Origin of the sequence: Fictibacillus aquaticus (assembly GCF_002245695.1) — a bacterium.
GTDB lineage: Bacteria > Bacillota > Bacilli > Bacillales > Fictibacillaceae > Fictibacillus > Fictibacillus aquaticus.
In genome coordinates, this window is sequence record NZ_NOII01000002.1 from 396,169 (window position 1) to 416,239 (window position 20,071).

Below are 20,071 nucleotides of genomic sequence, written 5' to 3' on the forward strand. Positions count from 1 at the left end.
AATTAACGCTGTTCAAGCGGTACGAATGTCTGCATGTCTGGCCCGATGTAATCGGCGCGCGGACGGATCAGGCGGTTGTTCTCATACTGCTCAAGAATATGTGCGATCCAGCCGGAAACGCGGGACACAGCGAAGATCGGTGTGAACAGATCATGAGGAATGCCAAGGCTGTGGTACACACTTGCTGAATAGAAATCCACGTTTGGAAGCAGACCTTTTTCTGCTTTCAATGTTTCTTCAAGCTGGACACTCATCGTGTACCATTTTTCTTCGCCTGTGATAGTCGTCAGCTGCTTCGACATTTCACGAAGATGCTTAGCGCGCGGGTCTCCGTTTTTATATACTCTGTGGCCGAAGCCCATAATTTTCTTTTTGTTTTCTATAGCATTCTTTAAGTAGCTTTCCACATTTTCTTCAGATCCGATTTCAGAAAGCATCTTCATTACTTGCTCGTTTGCGCCCCCGTGCAGCGGTCCTTTTAGTGCACCAATCGCGGCCGTAATGCCGGAGTACATATCAGAAAGTGTCGCTACACAAACACGTGCCGTGAACGTAGAAGCATTCAGTTCGTGGTCTGCGTGCAGGACAAGCGCCTGATTAAAAGCGTTTTCAGAAATCTCGTCAGGTTCGCTGCCTGTCAGCATATATAAGAAGTTAGCGGCAAAACCAAGTTCCTTTTTAGGAGCGACTGGTTCTTTGCCATCTCTTATTCTTGAGAACGCTGTGACAAGAGTGGACATCTGGGCCTGCAAACGAACAGCCTTTCTGTAATTGCCTTCGACTGACATGTCCTCTGAATCTTCATCATACATAGCAAGCATGGATACGATTGTACGAAGAACTGTCATCGGATGAGCTTCAGACAAAGGAAGCGATTTCATTTGTTGAAGCAATTCTGCCGGCAATGCTGATGCTTTTGATAGTTCCTCTTTTAAGCTGTTCAATTCTTGTTCATTCGGAAGTTTTCCGTTCCAGAGCAAGTAAATTACTTCTTCGAATGTTGCATGCTCTGCAAGGTCGTCGATGCTGTATCCGCGATAAGTCAGCACATCATCAATAATGGAGCTGACCGAAGACGTTGTAGCGACTACTCCCTCTAAACCTCTTGTTGCTGTCATGGCTATCTCTCCTTTTCTTGTCATCTCTGTCTCCTTTAATACTACACCTTAGAAAAATAGAAAGAGCTTACATTTGTTCATAAAGAAAAAATGCAGACTATTTAAAGGATATGGGACATACACTACGATTATAAACAATAATCTGAACTTTGTGAATGGAAACGGCTTAATTCTTACGATTATCCTGCTTTTTCCGGCTTTTACCTCGTGAGAAATTCCAGCGTCTTCATGGCCAGATATGCGATTCCTGCACCGATCAGCGGGCCGACTGCTACCCCGTTAAATAGCGCTATTGCAAGAATCGTACCAAAAACTAGAGCAGCTGTAATATGAGGATCATCCTGCAGCAAAATAATCCCTTTCTGTGCAATTAACGCGACCGCAATACCTGATAAAAGTGCTATCCATGCGTAAGACGATTTCATAGAGCTTCCAAACTGCTTCAAGCCAATTTCTCCAGTAGCAATTGGTACTAAAACAGCAATCGTTATAACCGTAACTCCCCAGTTAATTCCCTTTTTTTGAATGATAGGAAATAGTTTATCCCCCATGCCGCTGTATTTTAATAGAAGCAAAATAACCACCGCTATCATCAGCGACTGGTTTTTTGCAATATAGCCTATCGCCAGAAGCCCGAATAAAAAAATCGCTGACTCCATTGTTTTCCCTCGTTTCTTATTAAATAATGAGGTGGTGTTCTCCACTTGAATGAAACATACAAAATGTGTATAAGGTTCGCCGCTGTGATCGGCGTTTTTATTTTTTCAGGTTTTGCTCTTATGTATCTATCTTCCTTATTATATCCGTTTATCATCGGTGCAGTTATCGCGCTGCTCATCAACCCAATAGCTTCTTTTCTGGAAAAAAGGTTTAAGATGCATCGCGGAGCTGCTGTCATTTTGTCACTGCTCGTACTGCTTGGAGCCATCGCAGGCGCACTGACCCTCCTCATTCAGGAATTAATAACAGGCTTTGCTTATCTGGCTAATGATATTCCGCAATACAGCAAAGTGCTCGTGTTTCACCTTGAGCAGCTCTTTAAGCACCAGATCCTGCCTATGTATCAAGACATCCTATCACTTGTAAATCAGCTGAATCATGGACAGCAGACAACCATCATGGAAAACATCGAAAAGCTTGGAGATGATTTCACTTCCGGCGTAACAGCAGCAGCTCACGGATTTATCGACTCCCTCTCAAGAGCGATCGTCAGTCTGCCGAGCTTTTTGACCATATTTATCTTTTCTCTTCTCGCATCCTTTTTTATAAGCAAAGACTGGAACCGCCTGACCGGCTACATGGACCGTTTTCTTCCAGATCCGCTTCTCCGGACCAGTAAACGAGTTTATGCTGAGCTTCAAAAAGCGATGTTCGGGTTCATAAAAGCTCAGATTACATTGATCTCTATAACTGCCTGCATCGTACTCACAGGGCTCCTTATCCTGAGGGTTGAGTACGCGATAACGATCTCTATGGTGATTGGTTTAGTTGACCTTCTTCCGTACCTTGGCACTGGTGCCGTTTTTCTTCCATGGATCGCCTACGCGTTTTTTTCCGGTGATTATACACTCACCATCGGATTATCTGTACTTTATGGAATCGTTGTTATTCAGCGTCAGGTGATGGAGCCAAAAATCCTTTCTTCTAACATCGGTCTAGATCCTCTTGCCACTTTAATCGCGCTTTTCGCCGGTTTTCAATGGTTCGGGTTTCTCGGATTAATTATCGGACCTGTCCTGCTGATTATTATCAGAGCTTTGTACGAAGCACGTTTCTTTCATGAGATCATCCGCTATGTAACCGGTAAACCCGTGCAATAATGGATAACAGGAAACGCAGCCGGTGGAAACCGGCTGCGTCTTTATTTTCGCCAATAAAACGAGAATTGCCCATTTTCATAGGCACTTTTTAATTTTCTTTTTAAAAGCCGCTTTGCCAGCAGACGGGTCGGCGGAAAGAGCAGGAAAAACCCGATTGCATCGGTCAGGAAGCCAGGTGTCAGCAGCAGCGCTCCTCCAGCAATGATACAGCCGCCGTCCATCAGTGATTCTCCAGGAAGCTCCCCGCGAGACATTTTCAGCCTGAATTCATTTAGAGTATGCAAACCTTCCCGCTTAGCAAGCCATGCACCAATAATTCCAGTAAGAAGAATCATCCCAATCGTGGCAGGTATGCCGATATATTGTCCAGCTACTATAAACAGACCGACTTCAATCGCAGGAATAATAATAAACACAGGAAGCAGAAAACGCAGCATCAAGTAACGCCTCTCTCACTTTAATATCTTTGCCTTTAGTATAGTCCAAATTTGCCCCAAAGGACAAACTTAGAACTCCCCCGCGACCTGCAGAGGGGTCCGGTACCGATAAAGATCTCCATTATACCGAAGATCATAATCTCGGTACAGGACATTGATTACTTGCTTCGAGGAAAATGTCAGCAAAAACTGAGCTTAAGAACCAAAAGAATCATGGTACCGGACCCCGGTCTCTTGCTATGAAGCAAAGTTAGCCAAAACAAAAAGCCCTTATGCCATTGCTTCAGGCATAAGGGCTTCACTATTAAAGGACGTGCTGGTGCCCGTCGTAAATGTATCCTTTTGATGCATCGACTGTAATCTCTTGGCCATTCTTGAACATTGTCATCGCGTTCTGAAGACCAACGATAACTGGAATACCTAAGCTTACGCCTACTACAGCAGCATGGCTCGTTAATCCGCCTTCTTCTGTAATAACAGCACCCGCTTTTTCAAAAGCAGGAATCATGTCGCGGTCAGTGCCCATTGTAACCAGGATCGCACCAGGCTCCATATTGTCGAGAGCTTCCTTTGCAGTACGGGCTACAACAACCTTTCCTCTAGCCGTTGTCTGTCCGATACCTTGCCCTTTCGCCAAAACATCACCGATGACATGAACCTTCATCAAGTTTGTAGAACCTGATTCGCCTACAGGAACTCCAGCAGTGATGACCACAAGGTTTCCGTGCTGAACGAATCCAGCTTTAAGAGCAGAATCGATCGCCGTCTGGAACATTTCATCCGTTGTCTGCGCTTTTTCACCTTTAACAGGTGTTACTCCCCATACGAGAGAAAGCTTGCGGCAAACGTCCTCGTTGCTTGTTACCGCGATGATTGGTGCTTTTGGACGGTATTTTGAGATGCTTCTGGCAGTCTGGCCCTTTTCTGTTGCTGTAATAACAGCGTTCGCTTCAAGGTTTAATGCTGTAAATGAAACGGACTGTGAGATAGCATCTGTTATTGTTGTCTTGCTTTCTTTGCTGCGAAGCGAAAGAATGTTGCGGTAGTCAAGAGAGCTTTCCGCACGGCTGGCAATCTTATGCATTGTCTGAACAGCTTCTACAGGATAAGTTCCCGCGGCTGTTTCACCAGAAAGCATGATTGCATCCGTTCCGTCAAAGATCGCATTAGCTACGTCACTTGCTTCAGCACGTGTCGGACGCGGATTGCGCTGCATAGAATCAAGCATTTGAGTAGCCGTAATGACCGGCTTGCCAAGCTCGTTGCACTTTTTGATCAGCATTTTTTGAACCAAAGGAACTTCCTCAGCTGGAATCTCAACACCCAGGTCGCCACGTGCAACCATCAAACCATCTGATACAGCAAGAATCTCGTCAATGTTGTCGACACCTTCCTGATTTTCGATCTTAGGGATGATCTGGATGTCTGCTGCATTATTGCGTTCAAGGATGTCACGGATCTCAAGAACATCAGTCGCTCTTCTCACAAATGAAGCAGCGATGAAATCTACACCTTGCTGGATGCCGAACTCGATATCTTTCGCATCTTTATCCGTGATGCCTGGAAGCTTAACGCTGACGTTAGGAACATTTACTCCTTTTTTGTTTTTCAATGTTCCAGAGTTTAAGATCTTCGTGCGAAGTTCATCGCTTCCAATGCTTGTCACTTCAAGCTCGATTAATCCGTCATCAAGAAGAATTCGTGAACCAACGTGCACATCGTGAATTAGACCAGGATAAGATACAGAGATTTTCTTTTCGTTTCCGATAACCTCAGTCATGGAAACGATCAATTCTTCTCCTGCCTTCAGCTCAGCAACACCATTTTCTAATGTTTGTGTTCGGATTTCAGGACCTTTCGTATCAAGCAGGATGGCAACCGTTTTCCCCAGCTTGCCTGCTGCTTCACGGATGTTTTGAATTCGTGCACCGTGCTCATCAAAATCTCCATGTGAAAAGTTCAAACGCGCTACATTCATACCTGCTTCTATTAGCTGCGAGAGCTTTTCAACACTTTCACTTGCTGGTCCAATCGTACAAACTATTTTTGTCTTACGCATAAATGCCTCCTGAAAATATTTATTGTCAATTCCGCAAGAAGGCACCGTACGCCAAATGTTGGAGCACGATGCTTTTGGTTATCCACTATATAGAAAGTTCCTCCGAAAGTCTGTACATGCCTTCATCGATTGCATGCTTGCGTCCCAGAACCTCGGTGATATCGTAATCAACCAGTTTATTGTTCTCGATTCCAACCGTACGCCCCGCTTTGCCTTCAAGAAGAAGCTCCACAGCCCGTGCTCCAAGACGGCTTGCAAGTACACGGTCAGCTGCAGTCGGCGAACCGCCGCGCTGAATGTGGCCTAGAACGGTAACACGAGTTTCAAACCCTGTCATTTCTTCAATCTTATTCGCCACATCACCGCCGCTTCCGACACCTTCAGCAACAATGATAATACTGTGCTTTTTGCCGCGCTCATGTCCGCGTTTCAATTTCTGTACAACGTCTTCCATCTCATGTTTCGCTTCAGGAATAAGGATGGTTTCCGCTCCGTCTGCTAGTCCTGCCCAAAGAGCCAAGTCCCCTGCATCACGGCCCATGACTTCGATGATATAAGTGCGCTCGTGCGATGTTGCTGTATCTCGGATTTTGTCAATCGCTCCGATAATCGTGTTAAGAGCCGTATCAAACCCAATCGTGAAATCTGTGCCAGGAATATCATTGTCAATCGTCCCAGGAACACCGATTGTCGGATACCCTTGTTCAGTGAGCTTTTTAGCACCTTGAAAAGATCCGTCGCCTCCGATGACTACAAGCCCTTCAATACCGAACTTTTTAAGCTGTTCAATGCCTTTTTTCTGGCCTTCAGGAGTCTTAAATTCTTCACAGCGTGCCGAATACAGCATCGTACCGCCACGGTGGATGATATCGCCTACAGATCCAAGTTCAAGTTTCTTTATATTACCCGCAATTAATCCTGCGTAACCATTGTATATACCGTAAACTTCCAAATTGTGGAACATCCCTTTTCGAACGACTGCGCGGATCGCAGCATTCATCCCAGGAGAGTCTCCACCACTTGTAAGGACCCCTATCCGTTTCAATAGAATTCACCTCTCTAGTTCTCTCGTCTTACTAAAATATCATGTTCAAAAGTTGAACACAATAGACAACAATGAACAAAAAAATGCGCTCTCTCTGGGCAGAGAAAGCACATTCCTTATTTAACAACAATGGAATCGGTTACAAACGAAAATTGTCCGATTTTTTTATATTTTTTATATCGCTGCTCGATAAGCTCATCTTCCGATAAATTTAACAGTTCTTCCAGCGACTGGGTGATGACAGCATCAATCATAGCCGCCTGCTCACGTTTATCCCGGTGTGCACCGCCTTTTACCTCTGTGATGATTTCATCGATAATGCCTAATTCTTTTAAATCTGGAGCCGTTATCTTCATAGATTCCGCAGCACGTTTTGCCTGAGAAGCATCTTTCCAAAGAATAGCTGCCGCTCCTTCTGGAGATATAACCGAATAAGTGGAGTTTTCCAGCATATGAACATGGTTTCCAACTCCAAGTGCAAGAGCGCCGCCGCTTCCTCCCTCACCGATCACGATACAGATGACAGGCACCTTCAGCCCAGCCATCTCCACAAGGTTGCGGGCGATAGCTTCGCTCTGGCCCCGCTCTTCTGCAGCTTTTCCAGGGTAAGCGCCTTTTGTATCAATAAAGCAGATGATAGGGCGCCCGAATTTTTCCGCCTGTTTCATCAATCGAAGCGCTTTACGGTAGCCCTCTGGATGCGGCATTCCAAAGTTTCTTCTTAAGTTCTCTTTGGTGTCTTTGCCGCGCTGATGGCCGATAACCGTAACAGGGACATCTTTGTACATAGCAATTCCGCCAACGATTGCAGCGTCATCCGCATAAAGCCTGTCACCGTGAAGCTCCATGAAATCAGTCATCAGCAGTGAAATATAATCGAGAGTTGTTGGGCGTTCTGCATGGCGGGCGATCTGAACTCTGTCCCACGGCTTTATGTTTTCATATGTGTTTTGCTGAAGACCAGAAAGCTTTTCCTCGAGACGGCTGATCTCATCGCTTAGATCGATTCCTTTCTCGGCCATAAAGCTCCTCAGTTCTGCAATTTTCTTTTCCAGTTCGCTGATCGGACGTTCAAACTCTAATTCTCCTGCCATACTAACGCCTCCCCTCATGATGAATTTTCAATACTTTTGTAAGAGTTGATTTCATTTCTGGCCGCGGTACGACTGAGTCCAGCTGGCCGTGCTTCAGGAGAAATTCGGAAGTCTGAAAATCTTCAGGCAGTTCCTGTCTGATCGTCTGTTCGATGATCCTTCTGCCGGCAAAGCCTATAAGAGCTCCTGGCTCGGCAAAATTGTAATCTCCTACAGAAGCAAAACTAGCTGATACTCCACCAGTAGTCGGGTGAGTCATGATGGAAATAAACAGCTGCCCTTCATCGCTCAGCCTGCGTAATGCGACAGATGTTTTTGCCATCTGCATCAGCGACAGGACACCTTCTTGCATTCTCGCTCCGCCGGATGCTGTGAAGATCAAGAATGGCATCTTTTTCTGTGCAGCCTGTTCAATCGCTCTTGTGATTTTTTCACCGACAACTGATCCCATGCTTCCCATACGAAATCGGGAATCCATCACTGCGATGACAGCAGGAAATCCAGAGATCGTTCCTTCGCCTGTTACAACCGCTTCATTAATATTTGTTTTCTTCCGGTCGCTTTCAAGTTTGTCAAGATATCCAGGAAACCCGAGCGGATTAGCTGAAATCATATCTTTATCAAACTCTGTAAAAGTCCCCGTATCAAGAAGGCTATCAATACGTTCCTTTGAATTCATCGGATAGTGATATTGGCACGATTGACAAACATAAAGGTTTTTCTTCAATTCTTTTGTATACAGGATACTTTTGCACCCAGGGCACTTAGACATCAAGCCTTCGGGAACATCCTGTTTTACTTTTTCTGACGGAATTGTGGCATACTTCTTCTTTTTAGCAAAAAAGTCTTTTAACAAATGAACACCACCTATCAGTGTACTTATTTCATAGTTTGTTTTTTTAGAATGTCTGCAATGGTCATGCTGTCTTTTGACCGGAGAGCCTCAATAATAGAGAGGCAGTCTTCCTTTGTCAGTGCTGGCGCTGCAGCGAATGCTGTGTCATATCCATTAAGCTCTACGTAAAGGCGGTATAACAGGTGATTCTTTCCTGACTGAATCAGTTTTTTCTCAAATTCCTTAGCTTTCTCAGGAACAGTAACTGCCTCGGCAGCAAGAAGCTCCAGCTCTTCAAGTTCACTGCTTGTAATCCTGCTGCTGGCAAGTCCGGCACAGTCTTTAATGATAATATGCCTTGTTTCTGCAAGATCCTCCTGAGCCTTTGAATCATTTAGTATAAAAGATGCCAGGACTTCAACTAGGCGGTGTCCAGTAGCCTCACGTATAAAGGTGCCTTCCCCCCTGCGAGTCCCAATCAGGCCCAGCAGTTCCAGGGCCCTTAGTGCTTCACGTACAGAAGAGCGGGAAGCACCGAGCCTGTCAGTCAGTTCTCTTTCCGATGGGAGCTTGTCTCCAGCCTGCAGCCCATCTTCAGAGATTATAGCTTTAATCTTTTTTAATATTTCAATATAAACTTTTTCAACAGGCTCGATTGACATTCCTTTCTCCTTTGCAGCAAATCAAATCTTTATTTTCCGATAATTGCCAGCTTTCGTGTTTTCTCAGCGACATCCTCAGGGTTAACCTTTATGCGCGCAACACCTGTCTCCATAGCTGCCGTCGCTACTGCCGCTGCAACAGCTGGAGCAACACGCGGATCAAATGGTGCCGGAATAACATATTCAGCAGCCAGCTCCGTCGGATCTACAAGGTTAGCGATCGCATGTACGGCCGCAATCTTCATCTCTTCGTTAATGTGAGTCGCTCTAACATCTAATGCGCCGCGGAATATACCCGGGAAGGCAAGCACGTTGTTCACCTGGTTCGGGAAATCTGATCTACCTGTACCGATAACTTTTGCGCCAGCATCTCTCGCTTCTTCCGGCATAATTTCCGGATCCGGATTAGCCATCGCAAAAATGATCGGATCAGGGTTCATGGAAGCAACCATTTCCTTCGTTAGAGCGCCTTTAACGGAAACTCCAACAAACACGTCTGCTCCAGCAATCACGTCACCGAGTGTACCTTCTATCTTTTGACGGTTCGTAAAGCGCGCCACTTCGCTCTTCACAGGGTTCATCCCATAAGAACGGCCGTCAAAAATTGCACCTTTTGTATCACACATAATGATTTCCTTTACACCAAAACGGTCAAGAAGCTTTATGATGGCAATACCTGCAGCACCTGCTCCATTAACGACAACCCTGATTTTGCCCATTTCTCTTCCAGTAAGCTTAAGGGCGTTGACAAGACCGGCAAGGGTTACGATCGCTGTTCCATGCTGGTCGTCATGGAAAATCGGTATGTTCGTTTCCTTTTTTAGTCTCTCTTCCACCACAAAGCAGTTCGGAGCTGCAATATCTTCCAGGTTAACGCCGCCGAACGTTGGCTCGAGAAGCTTTACTGTCTCAATGATCTTTTCGACATCAGTTGTATTCAGGCAGATCGGAAAAGCGTCTACTCCTGCAAAGCTCTTGAAGAGGACCGCTTTCCCTTCCATTACAGGAAGAGCTGCTTCTGGCCCGATGTTGCCAAGACCAAGAACTGCGGTGCCGTCCGAAACGACAGCTACCGTATTGCCTTTCATTGTATACTCGTATACTTTGGATTTGTCATCGTATATGTCCTTGCATGGCTCTGCTACACCAGGCGAATAGGCAAGGCTGAGGTCCTTCGCATTACGGACCGGCACCTTCGACTTCGATTCCAGCTTCCCTTTGTTCACTCTGTGGATATGCAGTGCTTCTTCTCTTAAAATAGACATTTTTTCATCTCCTAATATTCAAAAGTTTATAGTTTGATAAGCCAATTAGGAGGTGGTCAGACCACTGCATTGACTTAACCATTATAACAAATGTTAACAGACTGTAAAACGGTTATTTTTCTTTTAAAATAACATTCTCTTCACCTGTTATCGCTTGAAGTTCTTCAATAAGACTTTTATCCGCACTTACTGTCTGCTTCAGCTTCACTTTTTTCCCTGTCTGTTCATCATACAGGATTACGGATGTCTCACCTTGAGAACCTGACAGTATTTCAGCAGCAGCCGAAATCGTTCTCTCTTCTCTTCCATTGCTGAACTTAACATACAGAATACTAGTATTCCCTTCTTTTTTAGAAGGCAGCTTGGCAAGCGGCATCACTTTTCGAATAAGCAGCTGTCCTGATTCGTTGCGCTTCTCAACAGTCCCTTCTACGAAAAGCAGTTCACCTTTTAATAACAGTCCGTGATAAGCTTTATATGCTTCAGGAAAGGCAACAGCCTCTGTCTCGCCTGTTTCATCACTGCAACTGATAAAAGCCATCATATCCCCTTTTTTCGTCTTAATCACCCTGACTTTATCAATCATAATTCCAGCTCTTACTTCCTGTTTTTTATCAAGCTGCAAAAGAGAGTGAACATTCTGGCTGTTCCATTGATCTAGATGGCTGCGGTACCGCTCGACAGGGTGAGAAGAAAAATAAAAACCAAGCGCTTCCTGCTCAAAAGCTAGCCTTTCATTTTCCTTGAGGGGCGGGACCTCTACATAACTTGGCTTTGGAATTCCTTCTTTGTCATTAAATAGTATATATTGTTCCTGCCCCTGCAAAGATTGTAACTTTTCACCATACTCCAGCGCGGAATCGAGCGTTGCAAGAAGAGTGGAGCGTTCTTGGCCGAAACAGTCCATCGCTCCGGCAAAAATCAAAGATTCGAGCGTCCGCTTGTTCACTTTTTTCGTACTGCAGCGAGCACAAAGGTCAAACACGTCTTCAAAAGCTTTTTTGCTGTTAATTTCTTCAATGTGGCGGATCGCCTGCAGACCCGCATTTTTAATGGATAAGAGACCGAACCGTACAGCATTCTCTTCAGCACGGAACGAAATGCCGCTCTTTTTTACACAAGGAGGAAGAACCGGGATCCCTTTATGACGGGATTCTTTTATATAGGCATTCGTTTTATCCGGGTTACCGATAACACTCGATAATAGAGCCGCCATAAAGTCTAGTGGGTAATTGGCTTTTAAATAAGCCAGCTGATAGGCGATGACACTATAGGCAACAGCGTGGCTGCGATTAAAGCCATAATCAGCAAAACGGACGATCAGATCGTAAAGCGACTCTGCTGTTTCACTGCTGTATCCATTAACAAGGCACCCTTCCACAAAATGCGTCCGTTCCTTGATTAATATATCCCTCTTCTTTTTCCCTACAGCACGCCGCAGCAGATCAGCTTCACCAAGAGAAAAACCCGCCGCTTTTGAAGCAATCTGCATGATTTGCTCTTGATACACGATGACACCGTAGGTTGGACTCAAGATAGGTTCAAGATCTGGATGAGGGTATGTCACTTTTTTGTTTCCATGCTTGCCTTCTATATAATCAGGGATGTTCTGCATCGGTCCCGGCCTGTAGAGCGCATTGACTGCTACAATGTCCTCAAACCCGGTCGGCTTCAGCTTCTGCAGCACCTTCCTCATACCATCCGATTCTAACTGAAATACACCTGTCGTATCGCCTTTTCCAAGAAGCTCAAATGTTTTGCTGTCATCTAACGGAATTTCGGAAAGTTCCACCTTAAAACCCGTTCTATTATGAACGGATGAGATAATTTCTTCAATAAGAGATAAGTTTCTTAACCCTAAAAAGTCCATTTTAAGAAGCCCTGCTTCTTCCAGCCATTCCATGCTGAACTGTGTCAGCGGAATGCCCCCATGTCCTTCCTGCAGAGGAACATGATTAGAGAGAGGGTCCGAGCTGATCACAACCCCGGCGGCGTGAGTAGAAGCATGACGCGGAAGCCCTTCAAGCGTCATAGCCACATCAACGAGTCTGCGGACAGCCTCATCCTCTGTATAAGCTTTTTCAAAACCGTACGATTCTTTCATAGCTGCTCTCAAGGTAATGCCTGGGCGTGACGGTATAAGCTTAGCCGTCTTGTCCACCACTTCACCAGGTGTATCCATCACCCTTCCCGCATCACGTACAGCTGCTTTGGCAGCGAGTGTGCCAAACGTGATAATCTGCGCAACATGCTCACGTCCATATTTGGAGGCTACATACTGCAGTACTTCCTCCCTTCTCGTATCAGGAAAGTCGATATCGATATCTGGCATCGATATGCGCTCAGGGTTGAGGAAGCGTTCAAACAGAAGGCCGTGTTCTAGCGGATCGACACTTGTAATCTTTAAAACATAAGCAATGATCGAACCTGCGGCAGATCCCCTCCCAGGGCCGGTTATCATATGAGATTCGTGAGCAAACTTCATAAAATCCCAGACAATGAGGAAATAATCTTCAAATTTCATGTTTCGGATAATTGAGAGTTCATACTTTATCCGCTCTATGACTGGTGTTGTCAGCTCACCATAGCGCTCCTTGGCACCGACCATACAACGCTCTTTTAAATACTCAAAAGCGGAAGTGCCCTCAGGAAGCGGATAGCTGGGCAGCATCGGTACACCAAGATCCAGTTCAAGCTGGCAGCTCTGTGCTATTTTCTTTGTATTATGCACAGCTTCTATTTCATAATCAAACCGTTCTTCCATCTCTTTTGCTGATTTTAAATAATACTCGTCAGTCGGCAGCGCAATACTGGCGCTGTCCCGTTCTTTCGCTCCATGTTTTATACACAGCAGGATGTGGTGTGCTTTGGAATCGGCACGATCGGTATAATATGTTTCGTTCATCGCAGCCAGTGGAATATGGTAACGCCTTGAAAGGGAAACGATATCCATGTTTATTGTTTTTTCCCGCCCAGTCCCATGGTCTTCGAGTCCTAAATAAAAGCTTCCTTCAAACCATTCTGTATAAAGTGACAGCGTTTCTTCAAGACAGGATGCTCCTTCTCCCAGCAGCAGCTGGATTTCCCCTTCTATCCCCGTCGAAACGGCAGCCAGCCCATCTCTATGGCGATGCAGCAGTTCTTTAGGTACACCCTTGTCAGATGCTGGAGCATCACGCTGAATATATGTGCTTAATTTTAATAGATTTTCGTACCCTTTTTTATTTTTCGCGTAAAGCAGAAGCCGGCCGTTTTTGGCAGAAACCGCTTCAATTGGAATAACCTCAATTTCCAATCCGATAATCGGCTGGATCCCTTTTTCTTTGCAAGCTTTATAAAAGGCAAGCGCGCCATACATGTTGCCTTTGTCCGTGATGGCCAGTGAAGTCATTCCGAGCTCAGATGCCCGGCTGACAAGGCCTTGAAGTCTGCATGAGCTTTCAAGCAGGCTGTATTCTGTATGTATATGAAGCGGAACGAACATGGCAGACTTACCCCCTTATTTAATTCTGTATCCTTATAGTATACCGGACCATTCACAGTCTCAATATAAAAGCATACACAGCGCCTCTCACCCATACATTGAATATAAAGGGGGGACAGGTTATGGTACGTGATTTTATATCGAATATAATTATAGATTTCTTTATTGCCTTTGGGGTCATTTTAGGCGGTGCCCTCGTTGGCGGGCTTGCTTCATTCCTCGTTGGAAAGGCGCCGATGATGGAAACGGTGGAGCTCGCAAAAAAACTGAAGATTTGGGCCATCGTTGCGGCAATTGGAGGTACTTTTGACACGATCAGCAACTTTGAACGCGGGTTTGTAAACGGTTCGACCTTCGAAATATTTAAGCAGCTCTCCTATATTCTAGTTGCCATGGCAGGTGCAAATTCCGCCATGCTCCTGCTTCAATGGCTGACACAAGAAAACTTGAGCTGATATGCGAATCCCTCCATATTTTCAAAGAAAGGGATATCAGCGATTTTTTGCTGGCCTGGCTATCGGCTTCCTATTGGGCTGGGTATTCTTTCTGACGCAATACGGCATGTTTCAGGAAAGGTACATTAAGATGATATTGAGTCAAAAAGAGCAGATCCGCAATCTAAAAAGCTCTCAAAAACTCATTATCTCCGATTACGAAAAGAATAATGAAGAAATCGCCAAAAAGCTGAAGGTGCAGGATATAAAAGTTAGGGTCGTTAATACCCATGAGCTTAAAGCTCCGCAGCTTGATATATTAAAAGTCTCACAGCGTGTGTTGGAAGAAACACACCACTTGATCGGACAGGACATTGAAACCGTGGCCAAAAGCGAGCTGCTTCTCAGAAAAACGATTGAAAACAAAACATTCATTATCGATGACCACTCGTACAAGGTACGGGTCACCAATTTATTTTTATACACAAAACTTGAGATTCACATACACATCAGCAGCCAGATTTCCTCCTGATCCCATCTCTTTCAACGCCTAATTTTACTATTTCATGACACTTTGGGCATACACATGGCAAATGACTGAATTTTTGTATAAACTAATATATATAAATAAGTAGGGGGAAATCAGACATGATCATTAACCGTAAAGAACTGGCTCGTGCTAAGGTTAAAGAACTTCAGAACGGATTTTCAGCCTTTGCTGAAACAAAGGAAGTCGTCGACCTTATTAAAAAAGAAATCGAAAAATTGAAGCTGGACGTTCACGAGGATGTAACCGATGTCGGCTCGTGGTTTATTCCCCAGAAAAGTTAAGACCCCCAGTAAGGAGGTCTTTTTTTGTTGGATGTATATTATACTACGCTGCCTTTTATAGGAGTCAGTGAAGAGGTTGATCTCCGTTTCAGGCGCACGCTTTCCGCGGGGCATGGCGAAAAGCACGGGTTGGCTCGTTCAGCCCCGACAAGCAAAAGGGAAAGGGGCCGGTAAGTCGGTCTTTGACTTATTGGACACTTGCCCTTTTGACCTCGAGGGGCTAGCCGTTTTCTGCTGGACAAGTGAGCCACTCGCCGCTACGCGCCATTGAGTGTCTCACCTGACCGCTTGTCCCGCAGGATAAGGAAGGCTACGCGGCAAGACATCGCACGAAGAAAATGTGACCTTCATTTTCGAGGAGTCGGCACCTTACACTCCGATCAACTTTTTCAATGATGGATTCAAGATGACCCAGCGTAGGTGATGAATGTGCCAGTAATAGCAATTAAAGCCCTGGTAGATGTATCTCTCAGTATTAGACGTTGAAGCTTCAGTCGCAACTCCGCCGAACTTTCTAACAACAAATCGTTCAAAAGCAACAATCAATTTCGAAAAATGTCTTCTGAAAAGTGCCGGTAATAATGAGCACTTTAAAAAGTATAATCACTCACAATACGTCTCAATCCCTCGATAACCTTTTGAGTATCCTCTGCTGTATAGACGGTGGCACCTGAAGATCTCGGATGTCCGCCTCCATTAAACTGCCGTGCAAGAACATTCACAACTGGTCCCTTTGAACGGATTCTCACTCTGACCTGGTCTGGCTCATCTACAAAGAATGCCCATGCAAGCATTCCCTCTACGTGAGAGAAAGCATTCACTAAAAGCGATGCCTCGCTGACCGTCACACCGTACTTTACAAGAATGTCTTTTGTCAGATGCATGCTGCCGACTCTTCCGCTGTCATACGTCTTAAAATGCTCCATCACATATCCTGTCAAGCGCGCGAGCGGCTCAGATGTTTTATACAGACCCTCGTATATTTCATGCGTGGATACTCCGGCTGCAATAAGCTCTGCCGCATAACGAAAAGTGCGTTCTGTCGTATTGGAATAAAGGAACCTGCCTGTATCACCCACGATTCCGGCATACAGAAGCCTCGCTGTTTCTTTTGTCAGAACAAGTCCTTGTTCACGGCCGGACAGGCCAAAATCCATGATCATCTCACTGACGGAACTAGCGTTTGTATCGACCCAGAGAAGGTCACCATATGGATCTTCATTTGGATGATGGTCTATTTTAATGACTTTATCCCCTAAGCGGTACCTCTGATCGCTGATCCGGGGAGAATTGGCTGTATCACATACGATGACCAGAGCCCCTTCATACATTTCATCTGTTATCTCGTCCATTTTCACGAGAAAAGTCAGAGAATCAATCTCCTCGCCTGCCATATACACTTCTTTATCAGGAAAACTGTCTTTGATTATTTGTGCGAGCCCGCCCTGCGAACCGAGGGCATCGGGGTCTGGCCTGACGTGCCGGTGTATGATGATACGGTCATATTTTTTTATATTCTCGAGAATCTCTGCTTTCATGGATGCTCCCCTTTCATGAAACGTTCTGGCAAAAATACTGAAAAAGAAGTACAATAAAAAACGGACTGGACGATTAGAAAATTTTGCACCGAGGTGTTCAAATGCCGATATTTGTTATTCTTATAATTCTATCCTTTTCTCTTTATGCCTTCTATAAAGTTAGAGAAGTCCGGGCAAGAAATCCATATATTAAAGCTTGGAACGGTTCCAAATCGAGATTGGCTCTTGGTTCGTTCCTTCTGTCTTTCGGACTGAACGAACTTTCTGGCATCGAAACGAAGCTTCAGCTCTGGATCGCGATCGTTTTTGCGGTTTACGGAATCGCACTGCTTTACACAGGATTTAAAAGCTATAAACATTTTCAGCCGCTTGCACAGAAAGAGATGCAATAGCCGGATTTTCCGTAAATTATAATGCTATTATAGAATTCAGAGAAGTAGTTGATTTCCGTTTCAGGCGCACGCTTTCCGCGGGGTGAGCGGTGAGCCCTTCCGGCGCACGCGCCATTGGAAGGTCTCACCTATCTCACTCATCCCGCTGGAGTCGGCGCCTTACACTCCAATCAACTTAGTCAATGATGAATTCTAGATGATCAAGCGAGTGCATTCTACTGAAAACAAGTTAAATTCTACCGTTTTCTCTTTATAATAGTCGTTTCAGAAGCCTTCGCTTTTAATGCTTTTATATTACAGAAGAAAGGGTCATACCGCTCGACACTACGAGTTGGTTTGGCCCTTTTTTGTGGTTTGTTTCTATTCATTGGTGGATGAAAACATGTAGTGATTGGAGCGGAAGGGTGCGAGACTCCAGCGGGACGAGCGGGAAGGTGAGACCCTTTAGGGCGCGTAGCGGCAAAGGGGCTCACCGCACGCCCCGCGGAAAGCTCAGCACCCTGGAGCGGAGATCACCGTGCAGCATTTGTTAGTAAAGCTGTGGTCTCTTGCCTTACAAGGCTTTTTTCTTATGGTCTATGATCGATCAACTGGGCCATCAGCAGTGCTTTGCCAACGAGTGTATCTTCAAGGTAAAGCTCTATGTCCATCTTCCCGAACTTTCTGCTCATCTCGATCACACGCGGCGAGATCGTGACGATGTTCTCCATCTGTACAGGTTTAATATAGTAAAAGGTTACATTCTCGACAACGAGGTCCCCGCGCTTGATCCGTCTCAGCACTTTCCGAGCAGCTTCTGTGACGAGCGTCATCATTACACCGTAAGACACTGTTCCGAGAGGATTAGTCATCTGTGGGGTAATAGCGCACTCATACTTCACTTGCTGTCCTTCTTTAATTTCTCTCATCTCGGCCGTTACCATATCATCAAAGGTCGCTGCGATCTGTGGCTGTTTTTGCATCATCTGAAGAGCTTTTAGAACATCTTGTCTTGTTAAGATACCGATCAGCTTATGACTGGCAGAAATAACCGGAAGCAGTTCGATTCCTTCCCAGATCATCATATGTGCGCACGAAGCAACAGAAGTTTTTTCGGTAACCGTAAGCGGTGATCTTGTCATCACTCTTTCAATAACCGTCTCAACAGGCACTCCGATGATATCTTTAGAAGTGACGACACCTGTGATCCTCATCTGTTTATCCACAACTGGATATCGGCTGTGCTTTGTTTCCTGGTTCAGCTCATGCCACTTTTTTACCTCGTCGCTCTGCTTCAGGTAATACGTGCCATCGATCGGGATTAATATATCCGATGCAAGAACGATTTCTTTTTTAATCAGCTGGTCTGATATCGCGCGGTTGATCATCGTTGCGACCGTAAATGTATCATACGATGTTGAAATAACCGGCAGTTTCAGCTCATCTGCAAGTTTTTTTACATCCTCTTCCGTATCAAAGCCACCAGTGATAAGTATAGCGCTCCCTGCTTTAAGACCGAGTTCATGGGCGTTCGTCCGGTTTCCTACAATTAGCAGGCTTCCCGCTTCAACGTATCTCATCATCGCCTCAAGCTTCATCGCACCGATCACAAACTTATTCAACGTTTTGTGCAAACCTTCACGGCCGCCGAGTACTTGGCCGTCCACAATGTTGACGACTTCCGCAAAGGTCAGCTTTTCGATGTTCTCTTTGGCCTTCCGTTCGATCCTGATCGTCCCAACACGTTCAATCGTGCTGACAAGCCCTTGGTTTTCAGCTTCTTTAATGGCTCTGTAAGCTGTTCCTTCACTGACCGCCAGATCTTTAGCGACTTGGCGCACAGAGATTTTCGAACCGATTTCAAGCGTTTCGATATGCTGCAGGATTTGTTCATGTTTCGTCGACACCGGCTTCACTTCTTTCCAACTGTATCTATCTGTTTCATTAACTTTATTAATACAGATTATACAGGGTTGGAAAGATATTCTCAACCTCCCGAATTTTCCCTTAACCTTTGCTGAAGCTCTGTGTGCCGGCTAACCGCCTTTGCTGCTTTCTGCCGTTTTGCTTGTACAGAAAATTGGCCTGCAGCAAAAAGGAGAGCGAGTATCATCCAGCAAGACGTAAAGATAAAGGCTGTACTGTCAGGGGAAAAAACGAACACGCTTCTTCCAATATACAAAAGGTAGGACAGCAGCAGAAGCTTAAGAAGCACATTATTTTGCATATAAATAACCTCCCTGCTTTATACGTATGCCGCGTAAGGGAGGTTAGAATAATTATATGAAGATGGTCTCGCCGCTTTCAAGCACCCTTCCTGGCACCTTGAGTTTATCCACAAAAGCACGTGCATCCTGTTTTATAACCGGAAATGTATTAAAGTGGATAGGAACGGTTAGCTTAGCATTGATCCAGGATGCGGCATCCACTGCATCTTCAGGCCCCATCGTAAAATTGTCTCCAATAGGAAGAAATGCAGCATCGATTGAGTTTCGCTCGCCAATCATTTTCATATCTGAAAAAAGCGCAGTATCGCCTGCATGATAGATGGTCTTATTGTTGACTGTTAATAATATTCCTGCAGGCATCCCCGTGTACACGGTGGTGCCGTCCTCTTCTGTAAAGCTGGATCCATGAAAAGCCTGAGTGAACTTCACTTTTCCCCAGTCGAACTCTCTTGCTCCGCCAATATGCATCGGATGTGTTTTCAAGCCTTTTTTCTCTAAATGTTCGGCAAGTTCGAATGGCGCTACAACAAGTGCACCTGTCCGTTTGGCGATATCAATCGTATCCCCAACATGATCATTATGGCCATGCGTAAGCAGAATGACATCTGCCTTTACCTCATCCGGATTTGCACTGCATAATCCATTGTATGTCAGGAAGGGATCGATCCAAATCGAACTGCTCCCTGTTTCTACATGTAATACGGAATGTCCATGATAAGTGATTTTCAAATGTTTCAGCTCCTTTATTAAAAACTTCGAGTTCGGATCACTTTCCCCTTCCCTTTCTTAATAAAAATCACACCGTTTTTTGGGATACCAATAAAAAAAGCACCACGGCTTAAAAGCCGCA

Annotated in this window: 19 protein-coding genes; 5 read left to right on the plus strand and 14 right to left on the minus strand. The window is 45.2% G+C overall.

From position 1 onward, the window contains the following. Window positions 1-2 precede the first annotated feature (2 nt). Window positions 3-1,118: a citrate synthase gene (gene citZ, locus CGZ90_RS09865; RefSeq protein ID WP_094252462.1), complete on the minus strand. Its 1,116-nt coding sequence runs from the start codon at window positions 1,116-1,118 to the stop codon at window positions 3-5. A 200-nt stretch (window positions 1,119-1,318) separates the two neighbouring features. Next, window positions 1,319-1,777 (minus strand): DUF441 domain-containing protein, encoded by a 459-nt coding sequence (locus CGZ90_RS09870; protein ID WP_094252301.1) that lies wholly within the window; start codon window positions 1,775-1,777, stop codon window positions 1,319-1,321. A 45-nt stretch (window positions 1,778-1,822) separates the two neighbouring features. Here CGZ90_RS09870 and ytvI point away from each other — a divergent pair, with 45 nt between their 5' ends. Next, window positions 1,823-2,938 (plus strand): sporulation integral membrane protein YtvI, encoded by a 1,116-nt coding sequence (gene ytvI / locus CGZ90_RS09875; protein WP_240515404.1) that lies wholly within the window; start codon window positions 1,823-1,825, stop codon window positions 2,936-2,938. A 41-nt stretch (window positions 2,939-2,979) separates the two neighbouring features. Here ytvI and CGZ90_RS09880 read toward each other — a convergent pair whose 3' ends face one another. The 8 genes from CGZ90_RS09880 to CGZ90_RS09915 form a co-directional block, all read right to left on the minus strand. Further along, the gene (locus CGZ90_RS09880; RefSeq protein ID WP_094252302.1) at window positions 2,980-3,375 is read right to left on the minus strand and encodes an FxsA family protein; all 396 of its coding nucleotides are present in this window, start codon (window positions 3,373-3,375) and stop codon (window positions 2,980-2,982) included. 304 nt (window positions 3,376-3,679) lie between these two features. Beyond that, window positions 3,680-5,434 carry a pyruvate kinase gene (gene pyk / locus CGZ90_RS09885; RefSeq protein ID WP_094252304.1) on the minus strand — a complete coding sequence of 585 codons (1,755 nt, stop codon included), beginning with the start codon at window positions 5,432-5,434 and terminating at the stop codon, window positions 3,680-3,682. An 85-nt stretch (window positions 5,435-5,519) separates the two neighbouring features. After that, the gene (gene pfkA, locus CGZ90_RS09890; protein WP_094252306.1) at window positions 5,520-6,479 is read right to left on the minus strand and encodes a 6-phosphofructokinase; all 960 of its coding nucleotides are present in this window, start codon (window positions 6,477-6,479) and stop codon (window positions 5,520-5,522) included. A 116-nt stretch (window positions 6,480-6,595) separates the two neighbouring features. Further along, on the minus strand, window positions 6,596-7,573 hold the full coding sequence (accA, locus tag CGZ90_RS09895; protein WP_094252307.1) for an acetyl-CoA carboxylase carboxyl transferase subunit alpha: 978 nt from the start codon (window positions 7,571-7,573) through the stop codon (window positions 6,596-6,598). 1 nt (window position 7,574) lies between these two features. Then, entirely contained in the window at window positions 7,575-8,429 is an 855-nt protein-coding gene (gene accD, locus CGZ90_RS09900; RefSeq protein ID WP_094252309.1) for an acetyl-CoA carboxylase, carboxyltransferase subunit beta, read from the minus strand. Between the two features lie 23 nt (window positions 8,430-8,452). Beyond that, window positions 8,453-9,070, minus strand: coding sequence for a FadR/GntR family transcriptional regulator (locus CGZ90_RS09905; RefSeq protein ID WP_094252310.1), 618 nt, complete (start codon window positions 9,068-9,070; stop codon window positions 8,453-8,455). A gap of 29 nt (window positions 9,071-9,099) precedes the next feature. After that, window positions 9,100-10,335 (minus strand): NADP-dependent malic enzyme, encoded by a 1,236-nt coding sequence (gene ystJ / locus CGZ90_RS09910; RefSeq protein WP_094252312.1) that lies wholly within the window; start codon window positions 10,333-10,335, stop codon window positions 9,100-9,102. Between the two features lie 112 nt (window positions 10,336-10,447). Then, entirely contained in the window at window positions 10,448-13,819 is a 3,372-nt protein-coding gene (locus CGZ90_RS09915; RefSeq protein ID WP_094252314.1) for a DNA polymerase III subunit alpha, read from the minus strand. A 122-nt stretch (window positions 13,820-13,941) separates the two neighbouring features. Between CGZ90_RS09915 and CGZ90_RS09920 the strand changes: the two genes are divergently transcribed. From CGZ90_RS09920 to CGZ90_RS09930, 3 genes are all read left to right on the plus strand, one after another. Beyond that, window positions 13,942-14,274 carry a YtrH family sporulation protein gene (locus CGZ90_RS09920; protein ID WP_094252316.1) on the plus strand — a complete coding sequence of 111 codons (333 nt, stop codon included), beginning with the start codon at window positions 13,942-13,944 and terminating at the stop codon, window positions 14,272-14,274. Between the two features lies 1 nt (window position 14,275). Then, window positions 14,276-14,785: a sporulation membrane protein YtrI gene (gene ytrI, locus CGZ90_RS09925; RefSeq protein ID WP_094252318.1), complete on the plus strand. Its 510-nt coding sequence runs from the start codon at window positions 14,276-14,278 to the stop codon at window positions 14,783-14,785. 116 nt (window positions 14,786-14,901) lie between these two features. Further along, window positions 14,902-15,084, plus strand: coding sequence for a YtzJ family protein (locus tag CGZ90_RS09930; protein WP_094252320.1), 183 nt, complete (start codon window positions 14,902-14,904; stop codon window positions 15,082-15,084). A gap of 590 nt (window positions 15,085-15,674) precedes the next feature. Here the strand turns inward: CGZ90_RS09930 and CGZ90_RS09935 are convergent. Beyond that, on the minus strand, window positions 15,675-16,622 hold the full coding sequence (locus CGZ90_RS09935; protein WP_094252321.1) for a DHH family phosphoesterase: 948 nt from the start codon (window positions 16,620-16,622) through the stop codon (window positions 15,675-15,677). A 101-nt stretch (window positions 16,623-16,723) separates the two neighbouring features. On the opposite strand from CGZ90_RS09935, the gene CGZ90_RS09940 reads away from it, so the two are divergent. Beyond that, window positions 16,724-17,014, plus strand: coding sequence for a YtpI family protein (locus tag CGZ90_RS09940; RefSeq protein WP_094252323.1), 291 nt, complete (start codon window positions 16,724-16,726; stop codon window positions 17,012-17,014). 569 nt (window positions 17,015-17,583) lie between these two features. Here the strand turns inward: CGZ90_RS09940 and CGZ90_RS09945 are convergent. The 3 genes from CGZ90_RS09945 to CGZ90_RS09955 form a co-directional block, all read right to left on the minus strand. Beyond that, window positions 17,584-18,900 carry a DRTGG domain-containing protein gene (locus CGZ90_RS09945; RefSeq protein ID WP_094252325.1) on the minus strand — a complete coding sequence of 439 codons (1,317 nt, stop codon included), beginning with the start codon at window positions 18,898-18,900 and terminating at the stop codon, window positions 17,584-17,586. 80 nt (window positions 18,901-18,980) lie between these two features. Further along, complete coding sequence (locus CGZ90_RS09950; protein ID WP_094252327.1) at window positions 18,981-19,220, minus strand: hypothetical protein; 240 nt, start codon at window positions 19,218-19,220, stop codon at window positions 18,981-18,983. A gap of 52 nt (window positions 19,221-19,272) precedes the next feature. Further along, complete coding sequence (locus CGZ90_RS09955) at window positions 19,273-19,950, minus strand: metal-dependent hydrolase (RefSeq protein ID WP_094252329.1); 678 nt, start codon at window positions 19,948-19,950, stop codon at window positions 19,273-19,275. Window positions 19,951-20,071 lie beyond the last annotated feature (121 nt).